The following is a 24,249-nucleotide window of genomic DNA, read 5'->3' as shown; positions in this document are numbered from 1 at the left end:
CCACCCGAGGAGTACCACCCATGAGCCTGCGGGCACGCATCACCGCCCCCGAGGAGCGCGGAGGGGGACGGGAGGACGGCCACCTGGTCGCCACGTACCGCGCCAAGCTCCTCGAGGAGATCGACCTCGCGGAGATGTCCTCGCTGGCCGCCGCCGACCGCCGGGCCCGGCTGGAACGCGTCCTGGGCCACATCATCAGCCGCGAGGGCCCCGTCCTCTCGACCGTCGAACGCTCCCAGCTCATCCGCCGGGTCGTCGACGAGGCCCTCGGACTCGGCGTCCTCGAACCCCTCCTGGAGGACGCCTCCATCACCGAGATCATGGTCAACGGACCCGACCAGATCTTCGTCGAACGGGCCGGCCGGGTCGAGCAGCTCCCCATGCGCTTCGCCAGCCACGAGCAGCTCATGCAGACGATCGAGCGCATCGTCTCCACCGTCAACCGACGGGTGGACGAGGCCAACCCGATGGTCGACGCCCGCCTGCCCAGCGGCGAGCGCGTCAACGTCATCATCCCGCCCCTCGCCCTCACCGGCGCGACGCTCACCATCCGGCGCTTCCCCCGGTCCTTCTCGCTCCAGGAGATGATCGCCTTCGGCTCGCTGGACCAGCAGATGCTGCTCCTGCTCGCCGGACTCGTCCAGGCGAAGTTCAACGTGATCGTCTCCGGGGCCACCGGCACGGGGAAGACCACGCTCCTCAACGCGCTCTCCGGACTCATCCCCGAGGGCGAGCGCATCGTCACCATCGAGGACTCCGCCGAACTCCAGCTCCAGCAGAACCACGTGATCCGGCTGGAGTCCCGTCCCGCCAACGTCGAGGGCAAGGGCCAGGTCACCATCCGCGACCTGGTCCGCAACTCCCTGCGCATGCGACCCGACCGCATCGTCGTGGGTGAGGTCCGAGGCGGCGAGTCGCTCGACATGCTCCAGGCCATGTCGACCGGCCACGACGGCTCGCTGGCCACCGTCCACGCCAACAGCGCGGAGGACGCGCTGATGCGGCTCCAGACCCTGGCGTCGATGTCCGAGATCAAGATCCCCTTCGAGGCCCTGCACGACCAGATCAACAGCGCCGTGGACGTCATCGTCCAGCTGACCCGGCACGCCGACGGCACCAGGCGCGTCACCGAGATCGCCGTACTCGACTCGCACGGGCGCGACCCGTACAGGATCGTCACCGTCGCCCGGTTCGACGCCCGCCCCATGAACACCGACGGCGTGATCCACGGCGAGTTCCAGGCACTCCCGCTCCCGCGTCGCATCGCCGACCGGCTCTACATGGCCGGACAGCCCATCCCCCAGGCCTTCGGGGTCGCTCCGTCAGAGGAATACCTCGCCACCCGAGAGGCCAGATAGGTACCCCGACATGGACAACCTCGCACCGCTCACCCTCGGCGTCACGCTGCTGTGCTGCGTACTCGGCGTCCTCGGAGTGCACGCGTACACCGCGGGCAAGGCCCAGCGTGAAGCGCTCGTCGACCGGCTCTCCTCGACCGGGCAGATCGACATGGGCCCCCGACGCCGCTTCCGGGGACTCGACCGGCGGCTGCGCCGCACGAAACTCGGCAAGAGGATCGAGCTGAAGCTCGCGGCCACGGGCCTCGACATCACCCCGGGCGAGTACTTCCTCTACGTCGTGGGCTCCGTGGCGGCCTTCTGGCTGATCGCGGCCTCCCTCCTGGCCTCGTTCTTCGGCCCGCTCGCCGGACTCGCCGCGCTCTGGGGTGCCAACACCTTCCTGAACTGGCACCGCACCAAGCGCACCGAGGCCTTCATCAGCCAGCTGCCGGAGATCTCCCGGGTGCTCGCCAACGCCACCCATGCCGGGCTCTCGCTGCGCACCTCCATCGCCATGGCCGCCGACGAACTCGAATCGCCCGCAGGCGACGAACTCCGCGTCGTCGCAGACCAGCTGGGAGTGGGCCGGACCCTCGACGACGCCCTCGGGGAACTCGCCGAACGCCTGCCCTCCCGCGAACTCGTCGTCCTGGTCTCCACGCTGATCCTGTCCAACCGGGCCGGCGGCCAGGTCGTGTCCTCGCTGCGCAACCTCACCGTCACCCTGGAGGAACGCAAGGAGACCCGGCGCGAGGTCCGCACCCAGCTCTCCCAGATCAACGCCACCGCCTACGCCGTCCCCGCCATCGGCATCGGCGCGATGCTCCTGGTGAACTCGATCCTCCCCGGCGCCCTCGACCGCATGACGGGATCGGTCGTCGGACAGATCGCCGTCATCGTCTCGCTCGGCCTCTACGCCCTCGGCTTCGTCGCCATCCGCCGCGTTTCCAAGATCGATATCTGAGGAGGGGGCCGGAATGGAACTGCTGCTCGCTCTCGTCGTCGGCGCCAGCGTCTTCGGCGTCTTCAAGGGCATCCGGATGTACCGCGCCGAGGCCACGCTCCCCGGCGACCTCGCCCTCGCGCTCGAAGTCGGCTCGACCCGCACCACCGCCGTCGGCTCCGGCATCGACCGGCTCGGTATGCGCTGGGCGCCCCTGGTACTCCGCCTGATGGGACCCAAGAAGGTCAACGAGAAGCGCCGGAAGATCGACATGGCGGGCAACCCCGGCGGCCTCACCATCGACCGCTACGCCGCCCGGCGCGCCGTCTACAGCGCCCTCGGCGGATTCGCCGCCTTCGCGATGCTCACCAGCGGCAAGTTCTTCATGGCCCTGTTCATGATCGCCTTCGGCCTGTTCTGGGGCGAGGTCGGCATCTGGGCCGCCGTCCGCAAGCGCAGGGACGACATCGACCGCACACTCCCCGACTTCCTGGACGTCCTCGCCGTCGTCGTCTCCGCCGGCCTCGGATTCCGGCAGGCCCTCGACAGGGTCGCCGAGAAGTACCAGGGTCCCTGGTCCGACGAACTGCGCATCACCCTGCGGCAGATGGACATGGGCGTCAGCCGCCGGCAGGCCTTCGACGAACTGCGCAGGCGCAACGACTCCGAACAGGTCGCCATGTTCGTCACCGCGCTCCAGCAGGGCGAGGAACTCGGCGCACCGATCGTCGACACGCTCATCGCCATCGCCAACGACATGCGCCGCACCGACGCCCAGAACGCCCGGCGCAAGGCCGCCAAGGCCGTCCCCAAGGCGACCCTGATGGTCACCACCTTCATGATCCCCGCCACCATGATCCTCATGGGCGCCGCCATGCTGCTCGGATCCGACACCGACCTCGGGTCCTTCACGGGGGAGTGAGCGGCCGGCCATGACGATCTCCCTGCACCCGGGTGCCGAGGACGCGCGGCACGCCGCCCTGTCCACCCCCACCGGCCCGGCGCCCACCGTGTCCATCCAGGTCAACGCCCTCTCGGCGCTGGCCCGCCAGGTGTTCCTCTTCCGCCTGGCCATGATCGCCATCGGCACCCCGCAGGCCCTCGACAACACCGCCCCCGGCCTCGCGAGCTGGCTGGTCGCCTCCGCCGTCCTGGTCACCTTCGTCGGCTCGTACGCCCTCTACCGCGACTGGGAACGCTTCGGGCCACTCCTCGTACGCTCCCCGCTCCTGCTGGCAGCCGACACGCTCTTCGGCGCCCTGCTCCTGTTCACGGCCACCCCCGACTCGAGCCTCGGCTACGCAGTCGTCTGCACCCCGCTGCTCGCCGGACTGCTCTACGGCTGGCGCGCCGCCGGAATCTTCGCCGTACTCCAGGTCCTCATCCTGGCCGCCGCCTACGGCGCCGACCAGCAGTTCCGGGGAGGCCTCGCCGCCGCCCTGCTGCTCCCGGGCTTCTGCGTCCTCGCCGGGGCGGTCGGTGTCACGCTGCGCAACCTGATGCTCCGCGTCGGCGCGGCGAGCCAGGCGCTGACCGAGACCCGGGCCCGCCTCGCCGTCAGCGTCGCCGTCGAGGACGAACGCGCACGGCTGGCCCGCGAGATGCACGACTCCGTCGCCAAGACCCTGCACGGCCTGGCCCTCGCCGCCGACGGGCTGGCCCGATCGTCCGGCCGGACGGACCCGATCACCCTCCGGCAGCAGGCGGAACTGGTCGCCAGGTCCGCCCGAAGGGCCGCCGCCGAATCCCGTGAACTCCTCTCCGACCTCCGGCGCGAGTCCGGCCTCGACGAAGGGGTGGACCTCATCGCCGAACTCCGCTCCAGGACGGAGGACTTCACCCGCAGGCGCGGAATGAACACCGTGTTCCGCACCCTCGGCGACACGCCCGTGCCCCCGGTCCCCCAGATCGTCGCCCGACAACTCCTCACCGTCGCCTCCGAAGCGATGGAGAACGCCGACCGGCACGCCCACCCCACCTACCTGGTCGTCCTCGCGGGCATCAAGGGCGACGTCCTGCGCGTCAGCGTGTACGACGACGGGGAGGGACTGCCCGCAGGCACCACCCTCGACGACCTCAGGCGGGCCGGCCACTTCGGACTCGTCGGGATGGTCGAACGCGCTGCCTCCATCGGCGCCCGCATCCGGATCGGCAAGGGGAAGGCGGCCAAGGGCACCGAGGTCCGCGTCGAACTCCCCACCGCCGCCCTGGCGACCGCCGACCGGACCACGGGCGCCGCTACGGCGTCTTCGGATGCCGCCTCGGCGTCTGCGGGTGCCCCTTCCGCGGATCCGGCTTCGAGCCCCTAGCCGCTCGCGCACGACCACTGCCCCTGCCCCTGCTTCACGGCTCCATCGCTATCGCACCCCCGTCCCCACGACACTCGAGAGGAGGTCGCAGAATGCCGGACGACATCTCCCGCGCGTCGGGCCAGGACCGGGCGGATCAGCACCACACCTCCCAGCACACCTCCCCGCACGGCCCTGCGCTCAGCAGCGAACTCGGCTCCCTCGCATTCCCGGCCACCGCACCAGCGCCCACGGCGGCCACAGGGTCCAAGGAGTGGACAGCGCCCACAGGACCCCAGCCGATGCCCGCTTTCCCCGACGCCCCCGACCGTCCGGCTCCCGGGACCCTGCGCGTCGTCGTCGCGGACGACAACCCCGTGGTGCGGGCAGGACTTGGGGTCCTGCTCAGCGGCCGCGCCGACATCGAGGTCGTGGCCGAGGCGGCGGACGGGCGCGAGGCCTACGAAGCCGCCGTGCACCACCGGCCGGACGTCATCCTGCTCGACGTGCGCATGCCCGGGGTGGACGGCCTCTCCGCCCTGCCGCACCTGGTGCAGGTTGCACCCGTGATGATGCTGACGTACAGCCGCGAGAGCGACATCGTGCACGAGGCGCTGCGCCTGGGCGCGGGCGGCTACCTGGTGCACGGCGAGTTCACGGCCGATGAACTCGTACAGTCCGTACGCGACACGAAGAGCGGCCGCGCCCCCTTCACGGCCACAGCGGCGAGCGCGCTGCTCGCCCATATGCGGCAAGGGACGAACCAGCAGCCGCGGACGCTGCCGGACGGGCTGGGAGCAGCCCTGACGGGCGGCAGCCCCCACGACGGGCCCGGCTCGCAGGCCCAGCTCCCGGGCACCGGCGCCCACGAGGGGCGGGCCCCTGTGCCGCATCCTGCGCATCCGCCGCATCCGGCCGAAAATCCACAAAACCTTTCGCAACTGCAACCTGTTGTGGGACAGTCTTCGTCCAGTACAGAAACAGTCGGCTTTCCGAAGCCCAACAGGCAGCAGTACCAACTGAGTTCGAGGGAGGCGGAGGTCATGGAGCTCATCTCCTCGGGCATGAGCAACCAGCAGATCGCCGCCACCTGCTTCATCAGCGAGAAGACCGTCAAGAACCACATCAACCGGATCTTCACCAAGCTGCACAGCACCAGCCGCAGCGAGGCGATCGCCCGCTGGCTCGGTACGGCGCCGGGCTCGGGACCTGGAGTGAGGGGGACAGGCAGCCATGGCTGAACGGGGGACAGGCCCCGGCAGGGGCACCCGCGCCGGGCGAGGGGCCCAACGCCCGCTTTGGGCCCGCTTTTGGGCCCTGGGACCCTGCACCGACAGGGGTGTCCAGCCGTACGTTTCTCATGTCGCCAGCGGCACCGGCCAGGAGGAAGCCGGTAACGCAGACGCCACAGCAGAGACGTACGCGTCGGCCGGTACCCGGCCGGCCGAAACCGGAGGGGAACACCATGAGCAAGCTGATGCTGAAGGCTTCCGTCAACGCCAAGGTGTGGGCGAACACGTCCGTCGAGCGCATGAAGGCCCAGGCGGACCGGGGGCAGGGCGCGGTGGAGTACCTGGGCATCATCGTGGTGGTCGTGGCGATCATCGGCGTGCTCATGACGACGAACTTCGGCAACGCGATCGCGACGGCCATCACCACGCAGATCGGCAAGATCACGGGCGCTGGCTGATCGCCAGAAGAACTCACGAGGCAGGGCAGGCTTTCCCCATCTACATCATGGTGGTGGCGGGCCTGCTCTTTCTTGCGTTCGCGTACTTCGCCGTCGGGCAGGCCTCGATGAAGAAGAACGAGGCACAGACCGCAGCCGATGCGGCCGCGCTCGCCGCAGCTCAGGACGCGCGTGACGAATGGAGCTGGCCCGGTGTCTTCGATCTCGGCGAGTGGGACGACCTGCTGAGCGGACGGGATGTCGGAGCGGGGTCGTGCTCCGCTGCCGACCGGCTGGCTGCGGCAAACGGTGCTGATTCGATCGCCTGCGACGCGGACTTCTGGCCCGAGGCCTCCTACACCGTGAAGGTCGAGACGAACAAGACCGTCGGCAGTTCGGTGATCGCCAGTACCAAGACGACGAAGGCCACGGCGACCGCGCGCGCGGTGATCGAGCCGCGTTGCCGCATCGAGGAGGACACACGTCCCACGCCGAGCCCGTCGGCGGACGACGATGACGGCGACACGGATGAGGCCGAGGAGCAGAAGGCGTACAAAGTTGTCTGCGACGATGTCGAGGACTTCCGGATCGACCCGAAGAACCTTGGCCTGCTGCCCGACCTGGCAGACCTTTTCTCCGTCCACCTGGCCGACAACTAAGTGAACGTCACGAGAGGAACACGCCGATGCGTGCAGCCATGACCCGGATTCGCTTCAAGGGAGCCGCCGTCGCTGCTGCCTCAGTAGCCATGGCAGTCATGCTGACGGCCTGTGGCGGCGACGACGGTTCGGATGAGCCTGAGAGCAAGCCGCAGGGCGCTTCGTCCTCGTCGGCCGGGCAAGAGAGTGAAGCTCCTGCACCGCCGGAGGACGACGAGGGCCAGGTTCTTGCCTCGATCAAGGGCAAGGACGGTGTGGAAGCGATCGTCAGTTCGGTCAAGCGGGAGGCGGGCGGATTCGTCACCGTGAAGGGCACGGTGAAGAACGGATCCAAGCAGATCTGGACTGCTCCCGGCTGGCAGGGCATGGAACAAGAGGTCGCAGGCAACGGCGCCTCCATGGCTGGCACGTCACTCGTCGACCAGACAGGGAAGAAGCGCTATCTCGTTCTCCGGGACACCGACGGCCGCTGCCTGTGCACCAAGTTCGAGGGCCTGACGCCTGGAGCGGAAGCTCCGTTCTTCGCCCAGTTCCCCGCCCCGCCGCAGAGCACCACCGAGGTCGACTTCCAGATCCCCACCATGCCCACCGCGACGATCAAGATCTCGGGGTGACGACCGCCATGCAGCCACCCACCCCCACACCGGTCACCTCACGGGGCGCGCTGAGGTGCCGTATCGGCCTCTGCGCGGCCGCAGCAGTCGTTCTCGGTACCTCGACCCTGTGGGGCGCCACCGCGGCCTCGGCGGACGACAACCCCACCGCGGTCCCGAGCGCCTCGCCCCCTGTCGAGGTCGATGCCAATTCGCCGGGTCTCATGCTCGGTGACGGCGCGACCCTCGGCGACGTCCGCGTGCTCGACATCAAGTCCATCGTCGAGGACATGGGGGGCGAGGAGCGCCGCGAGGACACCAACGCCGACATCACCTTCGCCCTTCAGGCCGAAGTCCTCTTCGGCAAGGACAGCGCCAAGCTCAGCGGCGAGGCAACGGCCCGCATCAACGCGATCGCCCTGGAGATCCAGACGCAGAAGGCCCCGAAGGTCCGGGTCTTCGGCTTCACCGACAACCTCGGGTCGTCCGCCCACGGTGACGTCCTGTCCAAGCAGCGGGCCAACGCCGTGCAGGGAGTGCTCGCCACCAAGCTGCCGAGTGTCACCTTCGAGATCCGCGGCTACGGAGAGCAGTACCCGATCGCCAGCAACGACACCGAGGACGGCCGCAAGAAGAACCGCCGCGTGGAGGTCTCCTTCCCGCGCACCAGCGGCTCGTAGAGCCCCCATGCAGTCCAGGGGGCGGCGGTGCCCCGGCCGTCGGGTCGTGGCACCCCGCCCCCGCACGAACGGTTTCCCGGTGTCGGAGTAGGAGCGGAATGGTGTCGAGGACCCGAGGCGGTGCCGCCGCCGGGGTGGCGGCAGCGCTCTGCGTACTGCTGCTGCCGAGCGTCGCGGCCGCGCACCCGCGCTCGGACGACGCTCCAGGAGGTGCTGTTCCCTCGTACCGGTCTGCCGACGGAGCCGTGCCCGTCGCCGGCACGGCGTCGAGCGCCGACGGCCCTCAGCTGGAGCGCGCCAAGGTCTACTCCGACACCATCTCCCCGGGCCAGAAGAAGTACTACCGGGTGCGGCTCGACGGCACGTCCAGCGCGTTCGTCTCCACGGTCCTCGCCCCGCCGCCCGGCAGCAGGAGCGACATCCTCGACGGCATTCAGGTCTCCCTCGTCTCGACCGACGGCACGTCGTGCGGTTCCAGCCCGACCGTCTACTTCGGGGGCGAGACCACCCGGCCGATCGCGGGCTACGCGTCGCGTCGCATCGGCGACAGCAGCCTTCCCTGCCAGGAGGCCGGGGACTACTTCTACACCGTGACCTGGGCGGGGACGAAGACCGGTGGAACTGCCAAGTGGCCGATCGAGCTGACGTACATGGCCGAACCCGGCCTCAAGGCCGGTGCCGCCGAGCCCGAGGCGCCGACGGGCTGGAGCTCGAAGGCCCCCTCGGCCGGCGAGGGCAAAAGCTCCCGGAAGGTGAGTGGTGGCACCGGGTTCAACGATGCCGCAGCCGTGGACGACGGTGCCTGGAGGGACGACATCCGGCCGGGAGAGAGCCGCTTCTACCGGGTGCCGGTCGCCTGGGGCCAGCAGCTCTTCCTCCGGGCCCAGCTGGCCAACACCACCTCCGACGGATCGTTCTTCGCCGCCAGCGGCTTGCGCCTCGCCCTGTACAACACGGCCCGTGGCCGCGTCTCCGACAAGAGCGCCGGCTATACGGGTGCCCCCACCGGGATCGATCTCGGCACGGCCCCGGCCGCTTACGCGAACCGGTTCGAGGGCGACTCGGACGCCGAATCGGCAATGCGGTTCCAGGGCTGGTACTACGTCCAGGTGAGCCTGGACCCCAAGGTGCCCGGCAGTGTCCCGCTGACGCTGGACGTCGGCATCGAGGGAGCGGCACAGCAAGGGCCTCCGTACGACGGTGACGCGGCAGCGGCAGGCTTCGGCCTCGGAGACGCCGGCGGCACGGCCGGCGGCACCTCCGGCTCGATGAGGGCGCTCGGATTCACCGGGATCGGCGTCGGAACCGTCCTGGTCGTCGGCCTCGGCACCTGGTACCTCCTGAGCCGTCGCCGGAGCCCTGCCGAGGGACAAGCGGACGCGGGGCCTGCCTACAGCAGGTGATCGGCCTTGCCGGCCTTGATGTCCCGGATCATCTGCTGGAGGGCTTCGCGGCTGTCGGTGAGGTAACGATCCTCGGCCCCGACAAGGGCGACGTATCCGTTTCCGTTCGCGTCGGTTCCTATTCGGAAGCAGGAGTTCCCCTCGCCGCAGAACGGCTCTTCCCACTGGACGTCTGACATCTTCCTTCTCCTCAAAGTTGTTGTGCGATCGAGTGGATGAAGTCCCGCGAGTTGCGAGGTGAAAGGGCGATCCGTTCCATCCAGTCCAGGTGAGCCCGGTACTTCGTCAACTGGGCCTCCGAATGGACGAAGACCGGGCCGTGCGAGTTGTCGATCTGTACGGTGTCCAGCTGCGGCGTCGGGCCTTCCGCGTACAGCACCGTCTGTCCGGCTCCTGGAAATGCTCCTGCGACGAAGGGAATGACCAGAAGCTCGACGTGGGGCAGCTCGGACCTCTCCAGCAGGCTTTCGAGCTGAGCTCGCGCCACGGAGGGTCCGCCGAACTGCATGCGCAGGGCCGCCTCATGGACGATTGCGGTGTAGGGGGTCGGTGCATCGCCGTCCAGTACGGCTTGCCGCTCCACCCGGTGGGCCAGTCGTAGAGCAATCTCTTGCTCCTGCAGTTGCGGAATGACGACTCGGAACAGGGCCAGTGCGTGTTCGGTCGTCTGGAGCAGGCCCGGCATGTGCATCGCGTACGCAGCCCGCATGCGGTGGGCGTGAACCTCCAACTCCGCGATGTCGAGGAGGCCGTCGGGAAGGACGCCCCGATACTTCTCCCACCAGCCCCGGCTGCGGGGCTGGGCCATTTCTGCGAGCGCGTCGACGTACGTGGCTTCGGTGCAGCCGCAACTGTCGGCCAGAGTGCGCAAGCGATCCGCGCTGATGGGCCGAGCGCCTGACTCGATGTTCGAGATCTTGCCGCGGTCGACACGGAGGAGCCCGGCTGCGAACTCGGCCGAGATACCGGCTGACGTGCGCATTCTCCGCAGCTCTGCCCCAAGTCGCCTCTGGCGTTCGGTAGGGGACGTTCTCGCTGCCATGCCGTTCTCCTCCGCGTGCGGTCACCGGCAGTCTGCCGTCTGAGCACGCGACGTATCCACGAAAGGGTTCACTTACTCCTGGAGAAGGGTAATTTTGCCCCTTCGGTGGCTACATTGAGTCGCGCACCGCACACTCTGCGCTCCGGCCGAAGTGCATCGCGCGACCCTGCCCGTACCCTCCTGCCCTGGGAGGGGCAGGTCCGCGTCAGGGAGACAGGCCACAGCTCGGACCGCAGCGGCGATGTCCTTAACCGAGCACCTGCACAAGGAAGTCAGCCATGCACACGTACTCACCCCCACCCCAACGCACCGCCCTGTGCCCCGCGTCGCAGCCCTCCGCGCTCGGCGTCGCCCCGCGTCGCCGGGCGCATCCCCACCCTCACCGAGGGCTCGTTCTCAGCCTCACGCTGCCCGGTGACCCGCGCAGCGCCTCGGTCGGGCGGCACGCGGTCACCGCGGCCCTGCCCACCTACGGGTTCCGCTCCCACGCCTGGCCGGTCACCCACGTCGTCACCGAACTGATCGCCGTCAACGCCGCGCTCACCCCCGGCCGGGACCTCTATCTTTCGCTGCGCCGACGCGACGGTGACCTCCGCCTGGTTCTCTGGGACCAGCACCCCCGCCACGTCGACCCGGACACCCTCACCCTCTGCGAGGTGCGCCGCCGCCGGGCGCTCTGGTTGCTGGCGGCCGTCGTCGACGACTGGGGCGGCGCATGGGGGCTCGCTGCCGCCGAGCCGCCGCACACGGGTGTCAGGTCCTGGGTCGTGCTGCCGCAGTAGGTGGAGCGGAAGCGGGTTCGGACGGAAGGCCGCAGGGGGTTCAAGGGGAAGTGCCGAAGTCCCCCTGAGAACCTTGCCATCCGCCGCGCGGTCTGTCCGTCAGCCCGTCCGTCGACGGCTTGCCGAACACTGATCGCATCGTCGTAGGCAAGGCGCCCTGGTGAACCGAAGTCATCCTTCCAGTTCGGCCAAGGCAGCGCGGACCTCGGCGACGAAGCGGTCCGGGTTGCGGAAGACCTCCGTGGCGGTGAAGCGCAGGATGCGGCGGACCTCCGGGCAGCTCTGCAGTTCGTTGAATCGGCGGAGGCGAGGCATGAGCATCGCGGGTCCCGTGGAAGGTGTACCCCTCCACCTCGACCACCAGGCCCTGGGCGCGGAAGAGGAAGTCGGGGCGGAGCGTGCGGCCTGACGCGGTGCGCAGGGTCGCCTGGGCGACAGGGCGCAGACCAGCGTCGTGCAGTCGGAGGCGGGCGATGGTTTCGGCGGGCGAGCCGGACCGGGGGTCGAGGAGGGGTAACCAGGCGCGGGCCCGGGGGGAACCCGCACGGCGGGAGGCCAGCTCCGTCCGCAGAGCCGCCGTGTCGAGCAGCGCGGGCCGGCGGACGCCTCGAACCGTACGGGTGCTCAGCGCGGAGTCCGCGGCCGCGACTGCCTCGTCGCGCGGGAGGCACCGTATGAGGTCCCCGACGGTGCGGGCCGGAGAGGTCGTGCACAGGCCGCGGCGCACCGTCCGGTCGGCGGGGCCCAGGGGCATGCGGTGCACACGGACGCCTGGGCGCTGGTACGGGCCGGGGCGCGGGTCGGTGAACTCTGCCTCCGTATGCGGCCGGCCCAGCAGCTCCACCAGGTGGAGAGCGGCGGCCGTCCGGTGGCTGCACACCAGGTGAGGCTGCAGCCTCTGCACGACCCAGGCATGGGTCAGCCAGTCCACCAGCCGGCCCGGAGCCGCCCACGCGCCCTGGTGGACCCGCTGCCAGCCGCCCTTGTGCAGCCGCCTGTTCAGCAGCCTCGGCGGCCAGCCGGCCGCCAACGCCCACGAAACGAGGAGGATGCCGCCGATCGCCAGCGCGGCCAGCTCCCGCAGCTCACGGTCACGGCGGCAGGGGCGCGTCTCCCGGGCATCGGGCGGGGTCCATGCGTTGATCCAGCTCATGCGTCAACGATCCGCGATCGGGGCGAGGGCTGCACAAGCCTGTGGATAACCGTCGCTTTTGGGTCCTGGGGCCCATGCCCGCGGCCCTTCCGCTGTGGTCCGATGAGCCGGGCGGGGTCGACTACCGCTTCACAGCGTCTGGTTGGGGGCCGGGATGTCTGGTGCAGGAGGATTCGCGGGGTCGGGGGGCTTCGGCGGGGTGCCGGTGCCGGTGGGCAGGGTCCCGCTTCCTCGGCCGTTGCAGGCGGTGCTGCTCCTCGTCCGGACGCTGTTCGTGTTCACGGTCGTCGGAGGCATCGGCGTACTCCTCCGGGCGTCGTCGCTCGACGCCATCGACGGTGAGCTGCTCGGGCTCCTGCTGTACGCGGCGCTGCCGGGCGCCGCCGGGTTCGCGCTGTCGCTGTACGTACGCTCCGGGGACATCTGGATCTGGCGCGGCCTCGTGGCCGTGGACGGCTGGTTCCTGCTCGGTGCGTTGGCGACGCTGAGTGGGGGTGGCGCGCGGGGCGTACCGCAGTTGGTCATTCCCGCGGTGACCCTGGTCCTGTTGCTGCGGGGCGGTTCCCGTGACTGGTTCGACCTGCCGGTCGGGCGGCGCGCGGAGCACCGGCCCTTCAGCGTCGCCCGGTTGATCAGATGGCGCCGGGACGGTGGCCAGACCGCGGTGGAGTACCTGGGGCTCATCGTGATCGTCGGTGCGCTCGTGAGCGCGCTCCTGCTGACCGGCATCGGCGGTCGGATCAGCGGAGGGCTGCGCAGCGCCATCTGCGAAGTGACCGGAAGCGCGTGTCCGGCACCCGGCGGTGACGAGGTGGTCGCCGGCGACGGGCCGGAATCCCGAGAGGATCCCGAACCGGGGACCGGGAACTCCGGAACCACGGGGACGGGCGGCGCGACTGGAGGCACCGGGGGAGCCGCTTCGGGCGGCCCCCAGGGCGGAACGACCGGTGGTACCCAGGGAGCCGCCTCGGGCGGCACCGATGGCGGAGCCACCGGCGGGTTGACCGGCGGAGCCACCGGCGGTACCCAGGGCGGAACCACCGGCGGTACCCAGGGCGGAACCACCGGCGGCTCCCAGGGTGGAACGACCGGCGGCTCCCAGGGTGGCTCCACCGGCGGTCCCGCCGGTTCCGACGCCGCTGTGCAGGTGGGTGACGGCGGGGACGACGTGGACGCCTCGGGAGGGGCGGACGGCGACGGACCCGGGGAGGGTGGCGCCGATGGCGAGGAGGAGGACGGCGAGAGCTGCACCTCGGGGGTCGGCGCCTTCTTCTCCTGCGCCGGGCACCAGACCGGCGGCTTCTTCACCGGTGTGTTCGCCAACGGCCTCTGGGGCGACGTCACCGGCACGTTCGACACCGTCATCCACCCCGTCAAGGCGTGGAACGGCCTGATGGACTACGGCAGGAGCCTCGGCGACACGTGGTCCCGGGACTCGGAGGGCGCCGGTGACAAGTGGTCCGACGGCGACTACCTCGGGGCCGTCTGGGACTGGACCAAGGCCAGTGGCGGCACCGGGGTGAAGGTGCTCGACGACGTCTTCATCGGTGACGAGGTCCGGGACCTCTGGAAGGACGGCAACGAGGGCCAGGCCATCGGAACCGGCCTCTGGAACATCGGCTCCCTCTTCATCCCCGGCTACGGCGAGGCCAAGCTCGTCGGCAAGCTGGGGAAGCTCGGCAAACTGGGGAAGCTGGGCAAGCTCGGCGAGGTCGCCCAGAAGGCCTCGGAAGCCGCCGCCAAGGCCAGGAAGGCCGCAAAGGCCGGCGATGTGGAAGGCGCCGAGAAGGCCGCCGCCGAGGCGCAGAAGCACGCGGACGACGCGGCGGACGAGGCCGGCCTGACCGGCTGCACCGTCGGACTGGGCGGACTCCCCCGGGTCCCGTACGCCACAGGAGGCGGCGGAGGCGGCCACCGCGGCACGACCGGTCTCCCCGGTGCCGGCACCGGCACCATGGCCGCGGTGCGGGCCTCGGTGCCCGTCGCGTTCCTGACCCAGCAGTGCGACGAGGTCGACCCCGAGAAGAAGGAAGCCGCCGAAGAGGCGCAGAGACAGGCCGACGAGGCCAAGAAGGCAGCTGCCGAGGCCAAGCGGAAGAAGGAGCTGGAGCGGGCCAGGAACCAGCCGAAGCCGGCGTGGTACAAGGACCTCAGGAACCCGCGGGCGGGCTCGAAGGACGGGGGCACCGGCACCTGGACGAAGATCAAGCCCGGTGTCTGGAACTACCCGACCGAGATGGGCGCCCGCTACCAGGAGCAGATCTCCAAGGTGGCCCGCGGCAAGGAGTACCAGGTCCCGCTCGACAAGCTCACCGGGAAACCGGTCGACTTCGACGGCTGGGACGCCGCGCGGGGCACCTACCTGGAGGCGAAGTACGGCTACCGGGGCAAGGACTTCTACGACGCCGAGACCGGCGAACTCACCCCCAAGGTCCAGCAGCGGTGGGCGGACCAGGCCACCCGGCAGGTGGACGCGGCGCGTGGCAAGCCCGTCGAGTGGCACCTGTCCGATCCGGACGTCGCCGAGGCCGCGCGGCAGCTCTTCGAGGACCGGGGCATCGACGTTAAGGTGATCAACACGCCTGATGACGTGACGGGGTGAAGGGCCGGCGGGAACACGCGCCGGCGCTGTCGAGAGGGCCGAGGAGAGCATCGTGCTGAACGTCGTCGTCAACGGTTTCTGGGGACTCCGGGAAGAGGACCCGCAGGCGATCGCGGAGCGCTGGTACGCCACTCTGACGCGGCTCGGCGACATCGACCACGCGACGTTCCACGGCTGGCACGAGGCGGGGGACGGGGTCCCGGCCGACCCCCTGCTGATGCCCTCCGTCCCGGCCCTGGCGGACTACGTCGTCCGGGAGAACACCGGGCCCGACCTCGACGTCGTGGGCTACGGGGCGTCCCTGTGGGCCCACAACACGGACGCCGCGAAGGTGACGTCGGCCGTCCGGGCCGGTGGCTCGTCCCCGTACGTCACCCGTTCCGTCTCGGTCTCCTTCCGCTCACGCACGGTCGGCGAGGACGTGGACGTGGTCCGCCGCACACCGGAGATCCTGGCGGCCGTCGCCGAGGCGTGGGACATCGACGCGGGGCAGGTGTACGACAGGCCGCTGTACCGGGCGGTGGCCGACCACTTCGGCCTGGAGAACTCCGATCCGCGCTGCGGCAGAGCGGTCTTCCTGTCCGAGCGGCGGGCGGCCCGCGCCCCCGAGGGGCTGCCGGGCGCGTACACCCCGGCAGCCGACGGGGGACTGGTCATCGACCTGACCCTGGGCGGTACGCGGACCCCGTCCGCGGAGACCGTCATCGACGTCAACACGGAGCTCCGGGCGGCGGGCGCCCTGGAGCCGCTCACCGCGCCCTTCGACCGGGCCAAGCTCTGACGGAGCGCCGTCACACCGGTCAGGACCCGACGGGCCGCCGTCACCCCGGTCGCACACCGGTCAGGCTCCGACGGGCCGGCCCACCCGTCAGCCCACCGTCACCGCGAACGCGGTCAGCAGGCCCAGCGTGAACAGGCTCAGCACCGTGGCGAACGCGGCGGGCATCAGCAGGGGCCCCCACGCGCCCGGTCCCGCGACCGTGGCCCGGCGGTCAGGGGCAGCCGGGTCGTAGGAGACGCGGACGGGAGCCCCGACCTCGAAGCCGAACGGGCCCGGGGCGTGGTCGGTGAACTCCACCTCCCGGCCGTCCGGGGTGCGGAAGGCGAAGACGTACTCGGTGCGGTAGCGGTTCTCCGTCCCGGTACCGCGGTCCTCCACGCGCCGTGCCGAACACCTGCCCTCGGCGCGCTCGCCGTGGCGGACCAGCCGCAGCACGCGGAACAGACGCAGGCCGGACCGGACCGCGAAGGCACCGAGGAACAGGCCGAACAGCAGCAGGAAGGTGGCCGCGCCACCGGGCAGTATGTCCATGAACAGGGCTCCGCTACGGGTTACTTGACGGTGATCGACGCGACGAACGAGTCGAGGTCCGCAGCGCTGAGCGCGCCCTTCACCGCGTTGATCCGGATGGCGAACGGTACGTCCTGGGAGTCGACACCGGCCACCACGACGCCCGTCATGCGCGTCCCCTCCGCCGGGGTCGACTCCTCACCCGTGGAGGTGAACTCGTAGTCGATCCTGCGTGCCTCACGGGCGCTCTCCTCACCGGCGAGGCGCACGTCCCGGGTGTCCTTCCGGGTGGCCCCGATCCCGATCCCCGCGCCGGCGGCGGCAGCGGCCTCACCCGCGTCGCCGACGCCCGTGGCGAAGTCCAGCTGGACCGACACCATGCCGGTGCGCACCCCCTTCTCCTCCTTGAGGGCGACGGCCGCGTTGGCCTTGCTGCGCTCGGCGGCGGGCTGCGGGGCGTACCCCTGGTTCTTGGGATAGCCGACGGACACGCTCCTCGTGTCGAGCGTGCCCCAGCCGTCCGGGACCGCGGCGGTGTCCGTGCCGCCGCAGCCGCTGAGCAGTGTCAGAGCGAGGGCGGCGGCGACGGCCGTGCCGGGCGTCCTGGACTTCGTCAACGTCATCGCCTCTTCGTGTGGGGTGGTCACCGGGCGCAGTAGCTGTACGGGAGGTAGGTGCGCTTGTCGCCCTGCGGGGCACCGAGGAACCGCGCGTCCGTCAGTGTCTCCTGCTTGTGCTCGTCGGAGACCGAGAATCCGAGGCTCATGCCCAGCGAGACCTCGAAGCCGAACTCCTGGGCGTCCGTCTCGCCGTGGTACCGCATCGTGCTGGACAGGCCGTCCTGGAACATCAGCTGCTCGAAGGGGTCGCTTCCCCCGGGCTTCTTCTGCAAGGACTTGTCGCCGAACATGTACTCGAACGGGGCGGTGTTGTTGCCGGAGCCGTCGAGCCACTGCTCGGCGAGGGCGCGCTTGTCCCCCGTGGCCTTGTCGGTCTCCTTCCCGAAGACGATCGAGTTCGTCCGGACCTCGATGCCGGTGTCCCCGGAGGAGTCCGTCACGCCGCCCTTGCCGCCCCGCTTGTCCTGGTCCTTCTTGCCGTTGTCCCCGCCGGCCTCGCCCTTGTCGGACGTCGAGGTCTTCTCCACCGTCTGCGTCATGTCGATCCGGACGATCTTCCCGGTCTTCTGGTCACGGGTGACGGTGAGGGCCCCGGTGCGGGTGTCCTTCGCACCGGCGGTGCCGCCCAGCGGGCCGGCGGTGCCGCCCACCTTGCCCTCGATCTCCAGCTTGGCGGTGTAGGTGTACGACTCGTTGCCGTTGACGTCGTCCTTGGTGACCGTGACGTCCGGCGAGAACTTGGCCTTGCCGCCGAGCTTGGCGCTGAGCTTGTTCTCGTCGCCCGGCTTGAGGGAGAGGCCCCCGTCCGCGTAGACGTTCAGGCCGATGGTCGAGTAGGAGATCTTCTTGTCGCCGATCTTCTTCTCGATGTCCTCCTTCTTGTCCGCCCACTTCATGCCGGAGTACCAGCCGCCGCCGTAGCCGCCGCTGTGCTTCATCGAGGTCTCCCACATCTTCATCTCCTCGATGTCGTCCCTCATCTTCTGGGCGTCCGTCTCGCTCCTGAACACCCAGGTGTCACCGTTGGTGATCTTGATGCCGCCGCCGATGTCGACGTCCGCCTTGCCGAGGCTGCCGAGTTTCACGCCGGGCGTGCTGGCGTTGACGCCCGCCGAGGCGGCGTCCGTGAACGTCATGTAGACGAGCTTGTCGTTCTCGTCGATCTTCCCGTCCTCGTTCACATCGGTGTTGGCCTGGGCGACCTTCTGCTGGAAGCCGTACTCCTCGCCCCATTCGAACCAGCCGATCTTGACCTTGCCGCCCGCCGTGTCCGAGACGTTCGATATCTGACAGAGCTTGGGTTCGTAGTCGGCGTCGGTCTTCGGACCGGCGGTGCCGTCACCTCCCGTCGTGCAGCCGCCGCCCCCGGTCAGCGAGGTGATGGCGCAGCGGATGCCCTCACCGATCCGGCCGCCGATCCCGGCCAGGGCGAGTGCGCCGATCAGCGCGACGACCAGGACGATGACACCGAGGTACTCGGTCGCGGTGGCGCCGCCGTCGCGCCGGCCGTACGGGCGTGTGTACGCCGACGAGGGAGCGGGCCCGTCGTCCCGGTCCTCGACGAGCCGGTCCAGGACCAGTCCCACGGCGGCGCCGGTGACCACGGCGACCACGGGCATCAGCAGCCCCTCGGTCCCGACGACGTCCCAGGTCACGGCGTAGCCGTACGCGAGTCCGGCGACGGGGACGGTGAGCGTGCCCAGCAGGTGGAGGGGCCGGGAGTCCCGTCGGTGGGCGGGAAGCGCGCGGGCGGCCGCCAGGACCGTCAGGACGGTCACGAGGACGCCGGGGAGGTGCAGCAACGCCAGTCGCCAGCCGAAGAGTTCGAGCCGGTCGTCGGTGGCGAGGGTCTCCACGAGCGCACGCGTCGTGAGGAACCCGGCGACGACGTAGACGAGGGCGCCGGCCGCCCAGCTGCGGCTCAGCGCGAAGAACCAGCCGTCCCCGTCGCTGTGGCCGCCGGGCGGTATCGGGCCCGGGACCCTGCTTCCCCAGTCGCTGCCACCGCTCACGGTCCACCCTCTCCCCGGCACCCGGCCTGTCGGCCCTCGGGGGGGGAATGTATGACCGGTAACCCGTGCCTGACCTGGGCCCCAGGCCCCAAAGACGGGCCCAACTCAGGCGCTGCCCGCCTCCGGTCGGCGACGTGGGCCCAGGGACCGGAACCGGCCGTTCAGCACGAGATGCGCCGCGACTCCGAACACCAGCCCCCAGAAAGCCGATCCGATGCCGAACAGGGTGACGCCCGAGGCCGTGGTCAGGAAGGAGATGACCGCGGCCTCCCGGTCCTTGCCCTCCCGTACCGCGCCGGTGAGCCCGCCGGACAGCGCGCCGAGCAGGGCGACGCCGGCGACCGCGGCGACCAGTTCCTTCGGCAGGCCGGCGAAGAACGCCACCAGCGTCGAGCCGAACGCACCGACCACCAGGTAGACGAGGCCGCAGGCCACCCCCGCGACGTAGCGGCGACGTGGATCGCGGTGGGCCTCGGGTCCCGTGCAGATCGCCGCGGTGATGGCCGCGAGGTTCACCGCGTGGGAGCCGAACGGGGCGAGCACCGCCGAGACCAGGCCGGTGGAGCCCACCAGGAGGCGGTCGTCGGGCCGGTAGCCGGACGCGGCGAGCACACCGACGCCGGGGGCGTTCTGGGAGGCCAGCGTCGCCAGGGTCAGCGGCACCGCGATGCCGATCAGCGCGGCCACGGAGAAGGAAGGCGTGGTGAACACCGGCTGCACCAGACCGACATGGTCCAGCCTGATGCGCAGTTTCGACGTCGCGGCACTGCACAGCACACCCGCGGCCAGCGCCAGGAGCACCGCGTACCGGGGCAGCCACCGCTTGCCGAGCAGATAGGCCAGGAGTACGGAGCCCGCGATGACCGGGGTGTGCTCCAGCGAGGTGAACACGCCCGTGCCGAAGGAGAACAGGATGCCCGCGAGCATGGCCGACACCACCGCGCCGGGCACCAGGCGCATCAGCCGCCCGAAGACCCCCGTCACGCCGATCAGGGCGATCACCGCACCGGACACCACGAAGGCGCCGATCACCTCGCCGTACGCGTACGAACCGATGCTGGTGACCAGGAGCGCGGCACCCGGGGTCGACCACGCGGTGACGACCGGCATGCGGGTGAGGAGGCTGAGGCCGATGCAGGTCAGGCCGCTGCCGATCGAGATCGCCCAGATCCACGACCCGGTCTGCGCGGGGTCGAGGTGCCCGGCGCGGGCCGCCGAGAGCACGATGACCAGCGGCCCCGAGTAGGAGACGACGACCGCGACGACACCCGCGAGCACGGCCGACAGCGAGAGGTCGCGGAGCAGCCTTGGCCGGGGCCCGCCGGACGGAGACCGCTCCGTGTGCTCCTCCGCCGTCGGTACCGCTGGACCGGCCGTCATCCGCTGTCGCCCTCTTCCGCGCTCTCCACGTCCGCCGTACGGTCGCACGCCGCCCGAAACCCTCGCACGACGGGCCGGGTCCGCTCCGCCGGGTCCGGCACCCGAGACGGGGCCGGCCCACGGGCCCGGCGGCGCACTGGGGTCCTTGGTTGGGCCCCTGGGCCCAAGACGGGGGCCCGCCGGGACGTTAGCGTCTGCCCCGCAGGTGATCGACGCCCGTCCCGGCGCACCCCCACGGCGCCGGGCCGGGTCGCAACCTGCCTCGTGGAAGCGGCCCTGGCGGGACCGGTTCGGCGAGCCGGGCGGCAGCGGGCCCATAATCACCCGTATGCCCGATCAGCTCACGCGCCTCCCCCCGGCGGCGTCCGGAACCGGCGGCCCGCGGCACCGTGCCGCGGCCCTGCTCACGGCCGCCGCCCCCGCTCTGGCGGCCTACGCGGCGGTCAGGGCCCTCGGGCTGCTCGTCCTCCAGCTGTCGGCGTCGGCTGCCGGGAAGGACGCCCTGCATCTGCTGGGCGGGCGGTGGGACTCCGTCTGGTACCAGCGGATCGCCGAAAACGGCTACGGCTACACCGTCACTCTCCCCGACGGCGGCACCCACCCCGACCTGGCCTTCTTCCCGCTGCTGCCCGCCCTGGAGCGCGGCCTCGCCACGGTCACCCCGTTCGGCGTCCAGGGCGCCGGCATCGCCGTCGCCTGGCTGGCGGGGCTCCTCGCGGCCTGGGGGATCTTCGCCGTGGGGGCACGCCTGCACGGACCGCGGACCGGGATCGTGCTGGCCGCGCTGTGGGGCGCTTACCCGACGGCGTTCGTGCAGTCGATGGCGTACACCGAGACCCTGTTCACCGCGCTCGCCGCCTGGTCGCTGTACGCGGTGCTCCGGGACCGCTGGATCGTCGCCGGCGCGCTGTGCGTGCTCGCCGGCCTGACGCGGCCCTCGGCGGCCGCCCTCGTCGCGGCGCTCGCCGTCACCGCGGCCGCCGCCCTCGTACGGGAGTGGCGGGCGGGCGGCCGGAGGGGACTGCTCCGCCGGAACGCCCGCATGCTGCTGGGGGTGTGCCTGGCACCACTGGGATGGCTGGCCTACGTGGTGTTCGTCGCCGTACGTCAGGGCGGCCCGTTCGCGTACTTCGACGTCCAGGCGCAGTGGGGCAACAGCATCGACGGGGGCAGGGCGCTCGCCGCGTTCATCGCCGGGCTGCCGCTCCCCGCCGCACTCGGACTCTGCGCCGCGCTGGGGCTGCTGGGGTGGCTGGTGTTCCTGTGCGTACGGCAGCGGCAGCCGCTCCCCGTGCTCGTCCACGGCATCGCGATCGTCGTCGTCTCGCTCATCGGCTCCGGCTACTTCGGCTCCCGGCCGCGCCTGATGATGCCCGCGTTCCCCCTGCTGCTGCCCCCGGCCGTCGCGCTGGCACGGCTGCGCACCACGGTCCGTACCGGCGCCGTCGTCGGGGCGCTGGCCCTCGGCTCCGCCGCGTACGGTGCGTGGACGCTGCTGGGGCCGGGGCCGCCGTGAGCGGTGAGGTCCCGTGCCCGTCACCGCACGGGCGGCGACACCTCCCTGACGGGCACCGAGACCCGCACCCGTGTACCGGGCCGAAGACCCCACCCGTCCATCGCCCCGGCCTCCGACTCCACCACATGACGGGCGCGCAGCCGGGGCCGGCCGAGCCGGCCGGGCTTCATCGTGCGGACCGCCAGGACGTTGAACCTGCGGTCCAGGTACGCCACATCGATGGTGAACCGCATCCGGAAGGTGTGCACACTCCCGCACGGGGTGATCAGCAGGGCGCCGTCGACGCCGTCGGCACCGAGCAGTCCCCGCGCCCGTGCCCGGTAGGAGGCGGCTATGCGCAGGGGCACCTCCCGCACCTCGGAGTCCGACCCGACCGTCAGTGTCCCGCTGCCGTTACGCCATTTCCCCATGGGAGACGACCGTAGCCCTCCTCGCCCGCCCATGGGCCCGGAACGGGCGGCAGTGGGCCCCAGGGCCCAAGACCCCGCCGTGCGGGCCGGATTAGGGTCGCTTCCGTGGACGCCACACTGATTGCGGTCGCCGCGCTCTGGGGCGCCGCCGCGGGACTGCTGCTCCCGCGTGCCGCGTACCGCTTCTCCGTCGAACCGGAGGAGCCCTGGCGGGACGCGTGCCCGGCCGGGCACGCGCTCACGGGTCCCGCCCGTGGCTGGCTCGGACCGGCCAGATGCGTGTCGTGCGCCGTGGCCGTCTCCTCGCTCCCTGGTGCGGCGGTCCCGCAGGCCCCGGCAGCCGCCGGGCCGGGCCGTTACGCTCCCTCCGCCGTCGCCCCGGTGGTCACCTTGCTCGTCTGCGCCGCCCTCGCGGCGGCGGCCGGGGCCCGTCCCGAGGCCGTCGTCTGGGTGCTCCTGGCTCCCGTCGCCGTGCTCCTCGCGGTCATCGACCGCCGCGTCCACCGGCTGCCCGACGTGCTGACCCTGCCCCTCGCCGCCGTCGCAGCGGCCCTGCTGGGCGCCGCCGCCCTGCTGCCCGGACACGGCGGCTCCTGGACCTCCGCCCTCCTCGGCGGGGCGGTACTGGGAGGCTTCTACCTCCTCCTCTACCGGATCAACCCGAACGGCATGGGTTTCGGCGACGTGAAGCTCGCCCTCGCCCTGGGCGTGGCGCTCGGATGGTACGGCTGGCCGGTGCTCTTCCTGGGCGGCTTCGCCGGGTTCCTGTTCGGCGCGCTGTACGGGGCGGGGCTGATGCTCCTGCGGCGCGCCGGACGCAGGACGGGCATCCCGTTCGGCCCCTTCATGCTCGCCGGAGCACTGTTCGGCCTGGTGTCCGGGGGCCTCGGTGCCTGAGCTCCACCCGGCACACGGGCGTACGGAATATGAGGTCGCGCCGGACCGAGGCGGACTGACACCCTTCCCGTATGACCGGATCATCCGTGCCCCTCGATCCCGCGGCCTCCGACGCGCGTTTCGACGTCCTCGTGGCGGAGGCGGAAGCCGTGTCCGTCGACGGCTGGGACTTCTCCTGGCTCGACGGGCGTGCCACCGAGCAGCGCCCCTCGTGGGGCTACGCGCGCGCCATGGCGGGCCGGATGGCGCGGGCCGGGGCCGCGCTCGACATCCAGACCGGGGGAGGGGAGGTGCTGGCCTCCGCTCCCGTGCTGCCGCCGCTGACAGTGGCCACGGAGTCCTGGCCGCCGAACGTCGCCCGCGCCACCACCCTGCTCCGCCCGCGCGGCGTCGCCGTCGTCGCGGACTCCGACGAGCCGCCGCTGCCCTTCGCGGACGACACGTTCGACCTGGTCGTCAGCCGGCATCCGGTGACCGCCTGGTGGGACGAGATCGCCCGGGTGCTCGCCCCCGGCGGCACGTACTTCTCCCAGCAGGTCGGCCCGGAGAGCGTGTTCGAGCTCGTCGAGTACTTCCTCGGCCCCCGGTCCGCCGAGGAGCGCGGCGCCCGCGATCCGCAGGCCGCGCGGGAGGACGCGGAGGCGGCCGGGCTGGAGGTGACGGACCTGCGTGCCGAGCGGCTGCGCGTCGAGTTCCTCGACATCGGTTCCGTCGTCTACTTCCTGCGCAAGGTCATCTGGATGGTGCCGGGTTTCACCGTCGGCGACCACCTGCCCCAACTGCGTTCCCTGCACCGGAAGATCGAGCGGGACGGACCGTTCGTCGCACACAGCGCCCGCTTCCTGATCGAGGCAAGGAAACCGGACAGGACGTCAACACCCCTACGCTGAGGGCGCCTTCACGGGCCACGGACGCAACGCCATCCCCTGCTCCTCCGTCCTACCCATGAGTAGTGCGATTCTGGTGGTT

The 24,249-nt window shown here is 71.0% G+C and carries 24 protein-coding genes; 16 read left to right on the top strand and 8 right to left on the bottom strand.

The features are described 5' to 3' along the window. Positions 1 to 20 precede the first annotated feature (20 nt). From IA22_RS0113925 to IA22_RS0113880, 10 genes are all read left to right on the top strand, one after another. A complete protein-coding gene (locus IA22_RS0113925) occupies positions 21 to 1,358 on the top strand; it encodes a TadA family conjugal transfer-associated ATPase (RefSeq protein WP_030123787.1) in 1,338 nt (445 codons plus the stop codon). Positions 1,359 to 1,368: 10 nt separating this feature from the next. Then, positions 1,369 to 2,304, top strand: coding sequence for a type II secretion system F family protein (locus IA22_RS0113920; RefSeq protein ID WP_014154350.1), 936 nt, complete (start codon positions 1,369 to 1,371; stop codon positions 2,302 to 2,304). 13 nt (positions 2,305 to 2,317) lie between these two features. Then, positions 2,318 to 3,205: a DUF5936 domain-containing protein gene (locus tag IA22_RS0113915; protein ID WP_014154349.1), complete on the top strand. Its 888-nt coding sequence runs from the start codon at positions 2,318 to 2,320 to the stop codon at positions 3,203 to 3,205. A 10-nt stretch (positions 3,206 to 3,215) separates the two neighbouring features. Continuing rightward, positions 3,216 to 4,592 carry a sensor histidine kinase gene (locus IA22_RS0113910; protein WP_030123786.1) on the top strand — a complete coding sequence of 459 codons (1,377 nt, stop codon included), beginning with the start codon at positions 3,216 to 3,218 and terminating at the stop codon, positions 4,590 to 4,592. Between the two features lie 92 nt (positions 4,593 to 4,684). Further along, positions 4,685 to 5,812, top strand: a complete 1,128-nt coding sequence (locus tag IA22_RS0113905) for a response regulator transcription factor (RefSeq protein ID WP_030123785.1) — start codon at positions 4,685 to 4,687, stop codon at positions 5,810 to 5,812. Between the two features lie 224 nt (positions 5,813 to 6,036). Beyond that, entirely contained in the window at positions 6,037 to 6,261 is a 225-nt protein-coding gene (locus tag IA22_RS0113900) for a hypothetical protein (protein ID WP_030123784.1), read from the top strand. Further along, the gene (locus tag IA22_RS0113895; protein ID WP_318259860.1) at positions 6,258 to 6,899 is read left to right on the top strand and encodes a pilus assembly protein TadG-related protein; all 642 of its coding nucleotides are present in this window, start codon (positions 6,258 to 6,260) and stop codon (positions 6,897 to 6,899) included. Before IA22_RS0113900 ends, IA22_RS0113895 begins: the two co-directional genes overlap by 4 nt. Before the next feature lie 26 nt (positions 6,900 to 6,925). Beyond that, positions 6,926 to 7,513: a hypothetical protein gene (locus tag IA22_RS0113890; RefSeq protein ID WP_030123782.1), complete on the top strand. Its 588-nt coding sequence runs from the start codon at positions 6,926 to 6,928 to the stop codon at positions 7,511 to 7,513. 8 nt (positions 7,514 to 7,521) lie between these two features. Next, on the top strand, positions 7,522 to 8,172 hold the full coding sequence (locus tag IA22_RS0113885; protein ID WP_014154343.1) for an OmpA family protein: 651 nt from the start codon (positions 7,522 to 7,524) through the stop codon (positions 8,170 to 8,172). Between the two features lie 98 nt (positions 8,173 to 8,270). Continuing rightward, on the top strand, positions 8,271 to 9,575 hold the full coding sequence (locus IA22_RS0113880; protein WP_030123781.1) for a hypothetical protein: 1,305 nt from the start codon (positions 8,271 to 8,273) through the stop codon (positions 9,573 to 9,575). On the opposite strand, the gene IA22_RS0113875 is transcribed toward IA22_RS0113880, so the two are convergent. Together IA22_RS0113875 and IA22_RS0113870 are read right to left on the bottom strand one after the other, a co-directional pair. Next, entirely contained in the window at positions 9,563 to 9,754 is a 192-nt protein-coding gene (locus IA22_RS0113875; protein WP_030123780.1) for a hypothetical protein, read from the bottom strand. The two genes, IA22_RS0113880 and IA22_RS0113875, sit on opposite strands and share 13 nt — an antisense overlap. Positions 9,755 to 9,765: 11 nt before the next feature. Continuing rightward, entirely contained in the window at positions 9,766 to 10,617 is an 852-nt protein-coding gene (locus IA22_RS0113870) for a helix-turn-helix domain-containing protein (RefSeq protein ID WP_030123779.1), read from the bottom strand. Between the two features lie 278 nt (positions 10,618 to 10,895). Between IA22_RS0113870 and IA22_RS34750 the strand changes: the two genes are divergently transcribed. Next, on the top strand, positions 10,896 to 11,399 hold the full coding sequence (locus IA22_RS34750; RefSeq protein ID WP_015578551.1) for a hypothetical protein: 504 nt from the start codon (positions 10,896 to 10,898) through the stop codon (positions 11,397 to 11,399). A gap of 171 nt (positions 11,400 to 11,570) precedes the next feature. Here IA22_RS34750 and IA22_RS37590 read toward each other — a convergent pair whose 3' ends face one another. Then, positions 11,571 to 11,720: a hypothetical protein gene (locus tag IA22_RS37590; protein ID WP_245229571.1), complete on the bottom strand. Its 150-nt coding sequence runs from the start codon at positions 11,718 to 11,720 to the stop codon at positions 11,571 to 11,573. Positions 11,721 to 12,706: 986 nt separating this feature from the next. Here IA22_RS37590 and IA22_RS0113855 point away from each other — a divergent pair. Next, positions 12,707 to 15,154 carry a Tox-REase-5 domain-containing protein gene (locus IA22_RS0113855; RefSeq protein ID WP_030123777.1) on the top strand — a complete coding sequence of 816 codons (2,448 nt, stop codon included), beginning with the start codon at positions 12,707 to 12,709 and terminating at the stop codon, positions 15,152 to 15,154. Between the two features lie 52 nt (positions 15,155 to 15,206). Beyond that, positions 15,207 to 15,935 carry an Imm52 family immunity protein gene (locus IA22_RS0113850; RefSeq protein ID WP_030123776.1) on the top strand — a complete coding sequence of 243 codons (729 nt, stop codon included), beginning with the start codon at positions 15,207 to 15,209 and terminating at the stop codon, positions 15,933 to 15,935. A gap of 87 nt (positions 15,936 to 16,022) precedes the next feature. Here the strand turns inward: IA22_RS0113850 and IA22_RS0113845 are convergent, their stop codons facing one another. The 4 genes from IA22_RS0113845 to IA22_RS0113830 form a co-directional block, all read right to left on the bottom strand. Further along, the gene (locus IA22_RS0113845; RefSeq protein WP_030123775.1) at positions 16,023 to 16,466 is read right to left on the bottom strand and encodes a DUF3592 domain-containing protein; all 444 of its coding nucleotides are present in this window, start codon (positions 16,464 to 16,466) and stop codon (positions 16,023 to 16,025) included. 20 nt (positions 16,467 to 16,486) lie between these two features. After that, positions 16,487 to 17,068: a hypothetical protein gene (locus IA22_RS0113840; RefSeq protein WP_030123774.1), complete on the bottom strand. Its 582-nt coding sequence runs from the start codon at positions 17,066 to 17,068 to the stop codon at positions 16,487 to 16,489. A gap of 20 nt (positions 17,069 to 17,088) precedes the next feature. Next, positions 17,089 to 19,077, bottom strand: coding sequence for a hypothetical protein (locus IA22_RS0113835; protein WP_030123773.1), 1,989 nt, complete (start codon positions 19,075 to 19,077; stop codon positions 17,089 to 17,091). A 105-nt stretch (positions 19,078 to 19,182) separates the two neighbouring features. Continuing rightward, complete coding sequence (locus IA22_RS0113830) at positions 19,183 to 20,457, bottom strand: benzoate/H(+) symporter BenE family transporter (RefSeq protein WP_015578558.1); 1,275 nt, start codon at positions 20,455 to 20,457, stop codon at positions 19,183 to 19,185. A gap of 328 nt (positions 20,458 to 20,785) precedes the next feature. Between IA22_RS0113830 and IA22_RS0113825 the strand changes: the two genes are divergently transcribed. Beyond that, the gene (locus IA22_RS0113825) at positions 20,786 to 21,973 is read left to right on the top strand and encodes a glycosyltransferase family 39 protein (RefSeq protein WP_030123772.1); all 1,188 of its coding nucleotides are present in this window, start codon (positions 20,786 to 20,788) and stop codon (positions 21,971 to 21,973) included. Positions 21,974 to 21,993: 20 nt separating this feature from the next. Here the strand turns inward: IA22_RS0113825 and IA22_RS0113820 are convergent, their stop codons facing one another. Continuing rightward, complete coding sequence (locus tag IA22_RS0113820) at positions 21,994 to 22,383, bottom strand: DUF192 domain-containing protein (RefSeq protein ID WP_030123771.1); 390 nt, start codon at positions 22,381 to 22,383, stop codon at positions 21,994 to 21,996. Positions 22,384 to 22,488: 105 nt separating this feature from the next. Between IA22_RS0113820 and IA22_RS0113815 the strand changes: the two genes are divergently transcribed. Next, positions 22,489 to 23,280, top strand: a complete 792-nt coding sequence (locus tag IA22_RS0113815; protein WP_030123770.1) for a prepilin peptidase — start codon at positions 22,489 to 22,491, stop codon at positions 23,278 to 23,280. 71 nt (positions 23,281 to 23,351) lie between these two features. Then, entirely contained in the window at positions 23,352 to 24,170 is an 819-nt protein-coding gene (locus IA22_RS0113810) for a class I SAM-dependent methyltransferase (RefSeq protein WP_014154331.1), read from the top strand. Positions 24,171 to 24,249: the final 79 nt, after the last annotated feature.

The organism is Kitasatospora papulosa (assembly GCF_000717245.1).
GTDB lineage: Bacteria > Actinomycetota > Actinomycetes > Streptomycetales > Streptomycetaceae > Streptomyces > Streptomyces papulosus.
The sequence above is the reverse complement of the archived record's forward strand: the minus strand, read 5'-3'. Positions and strand labels throughout refer to the sequence as shown.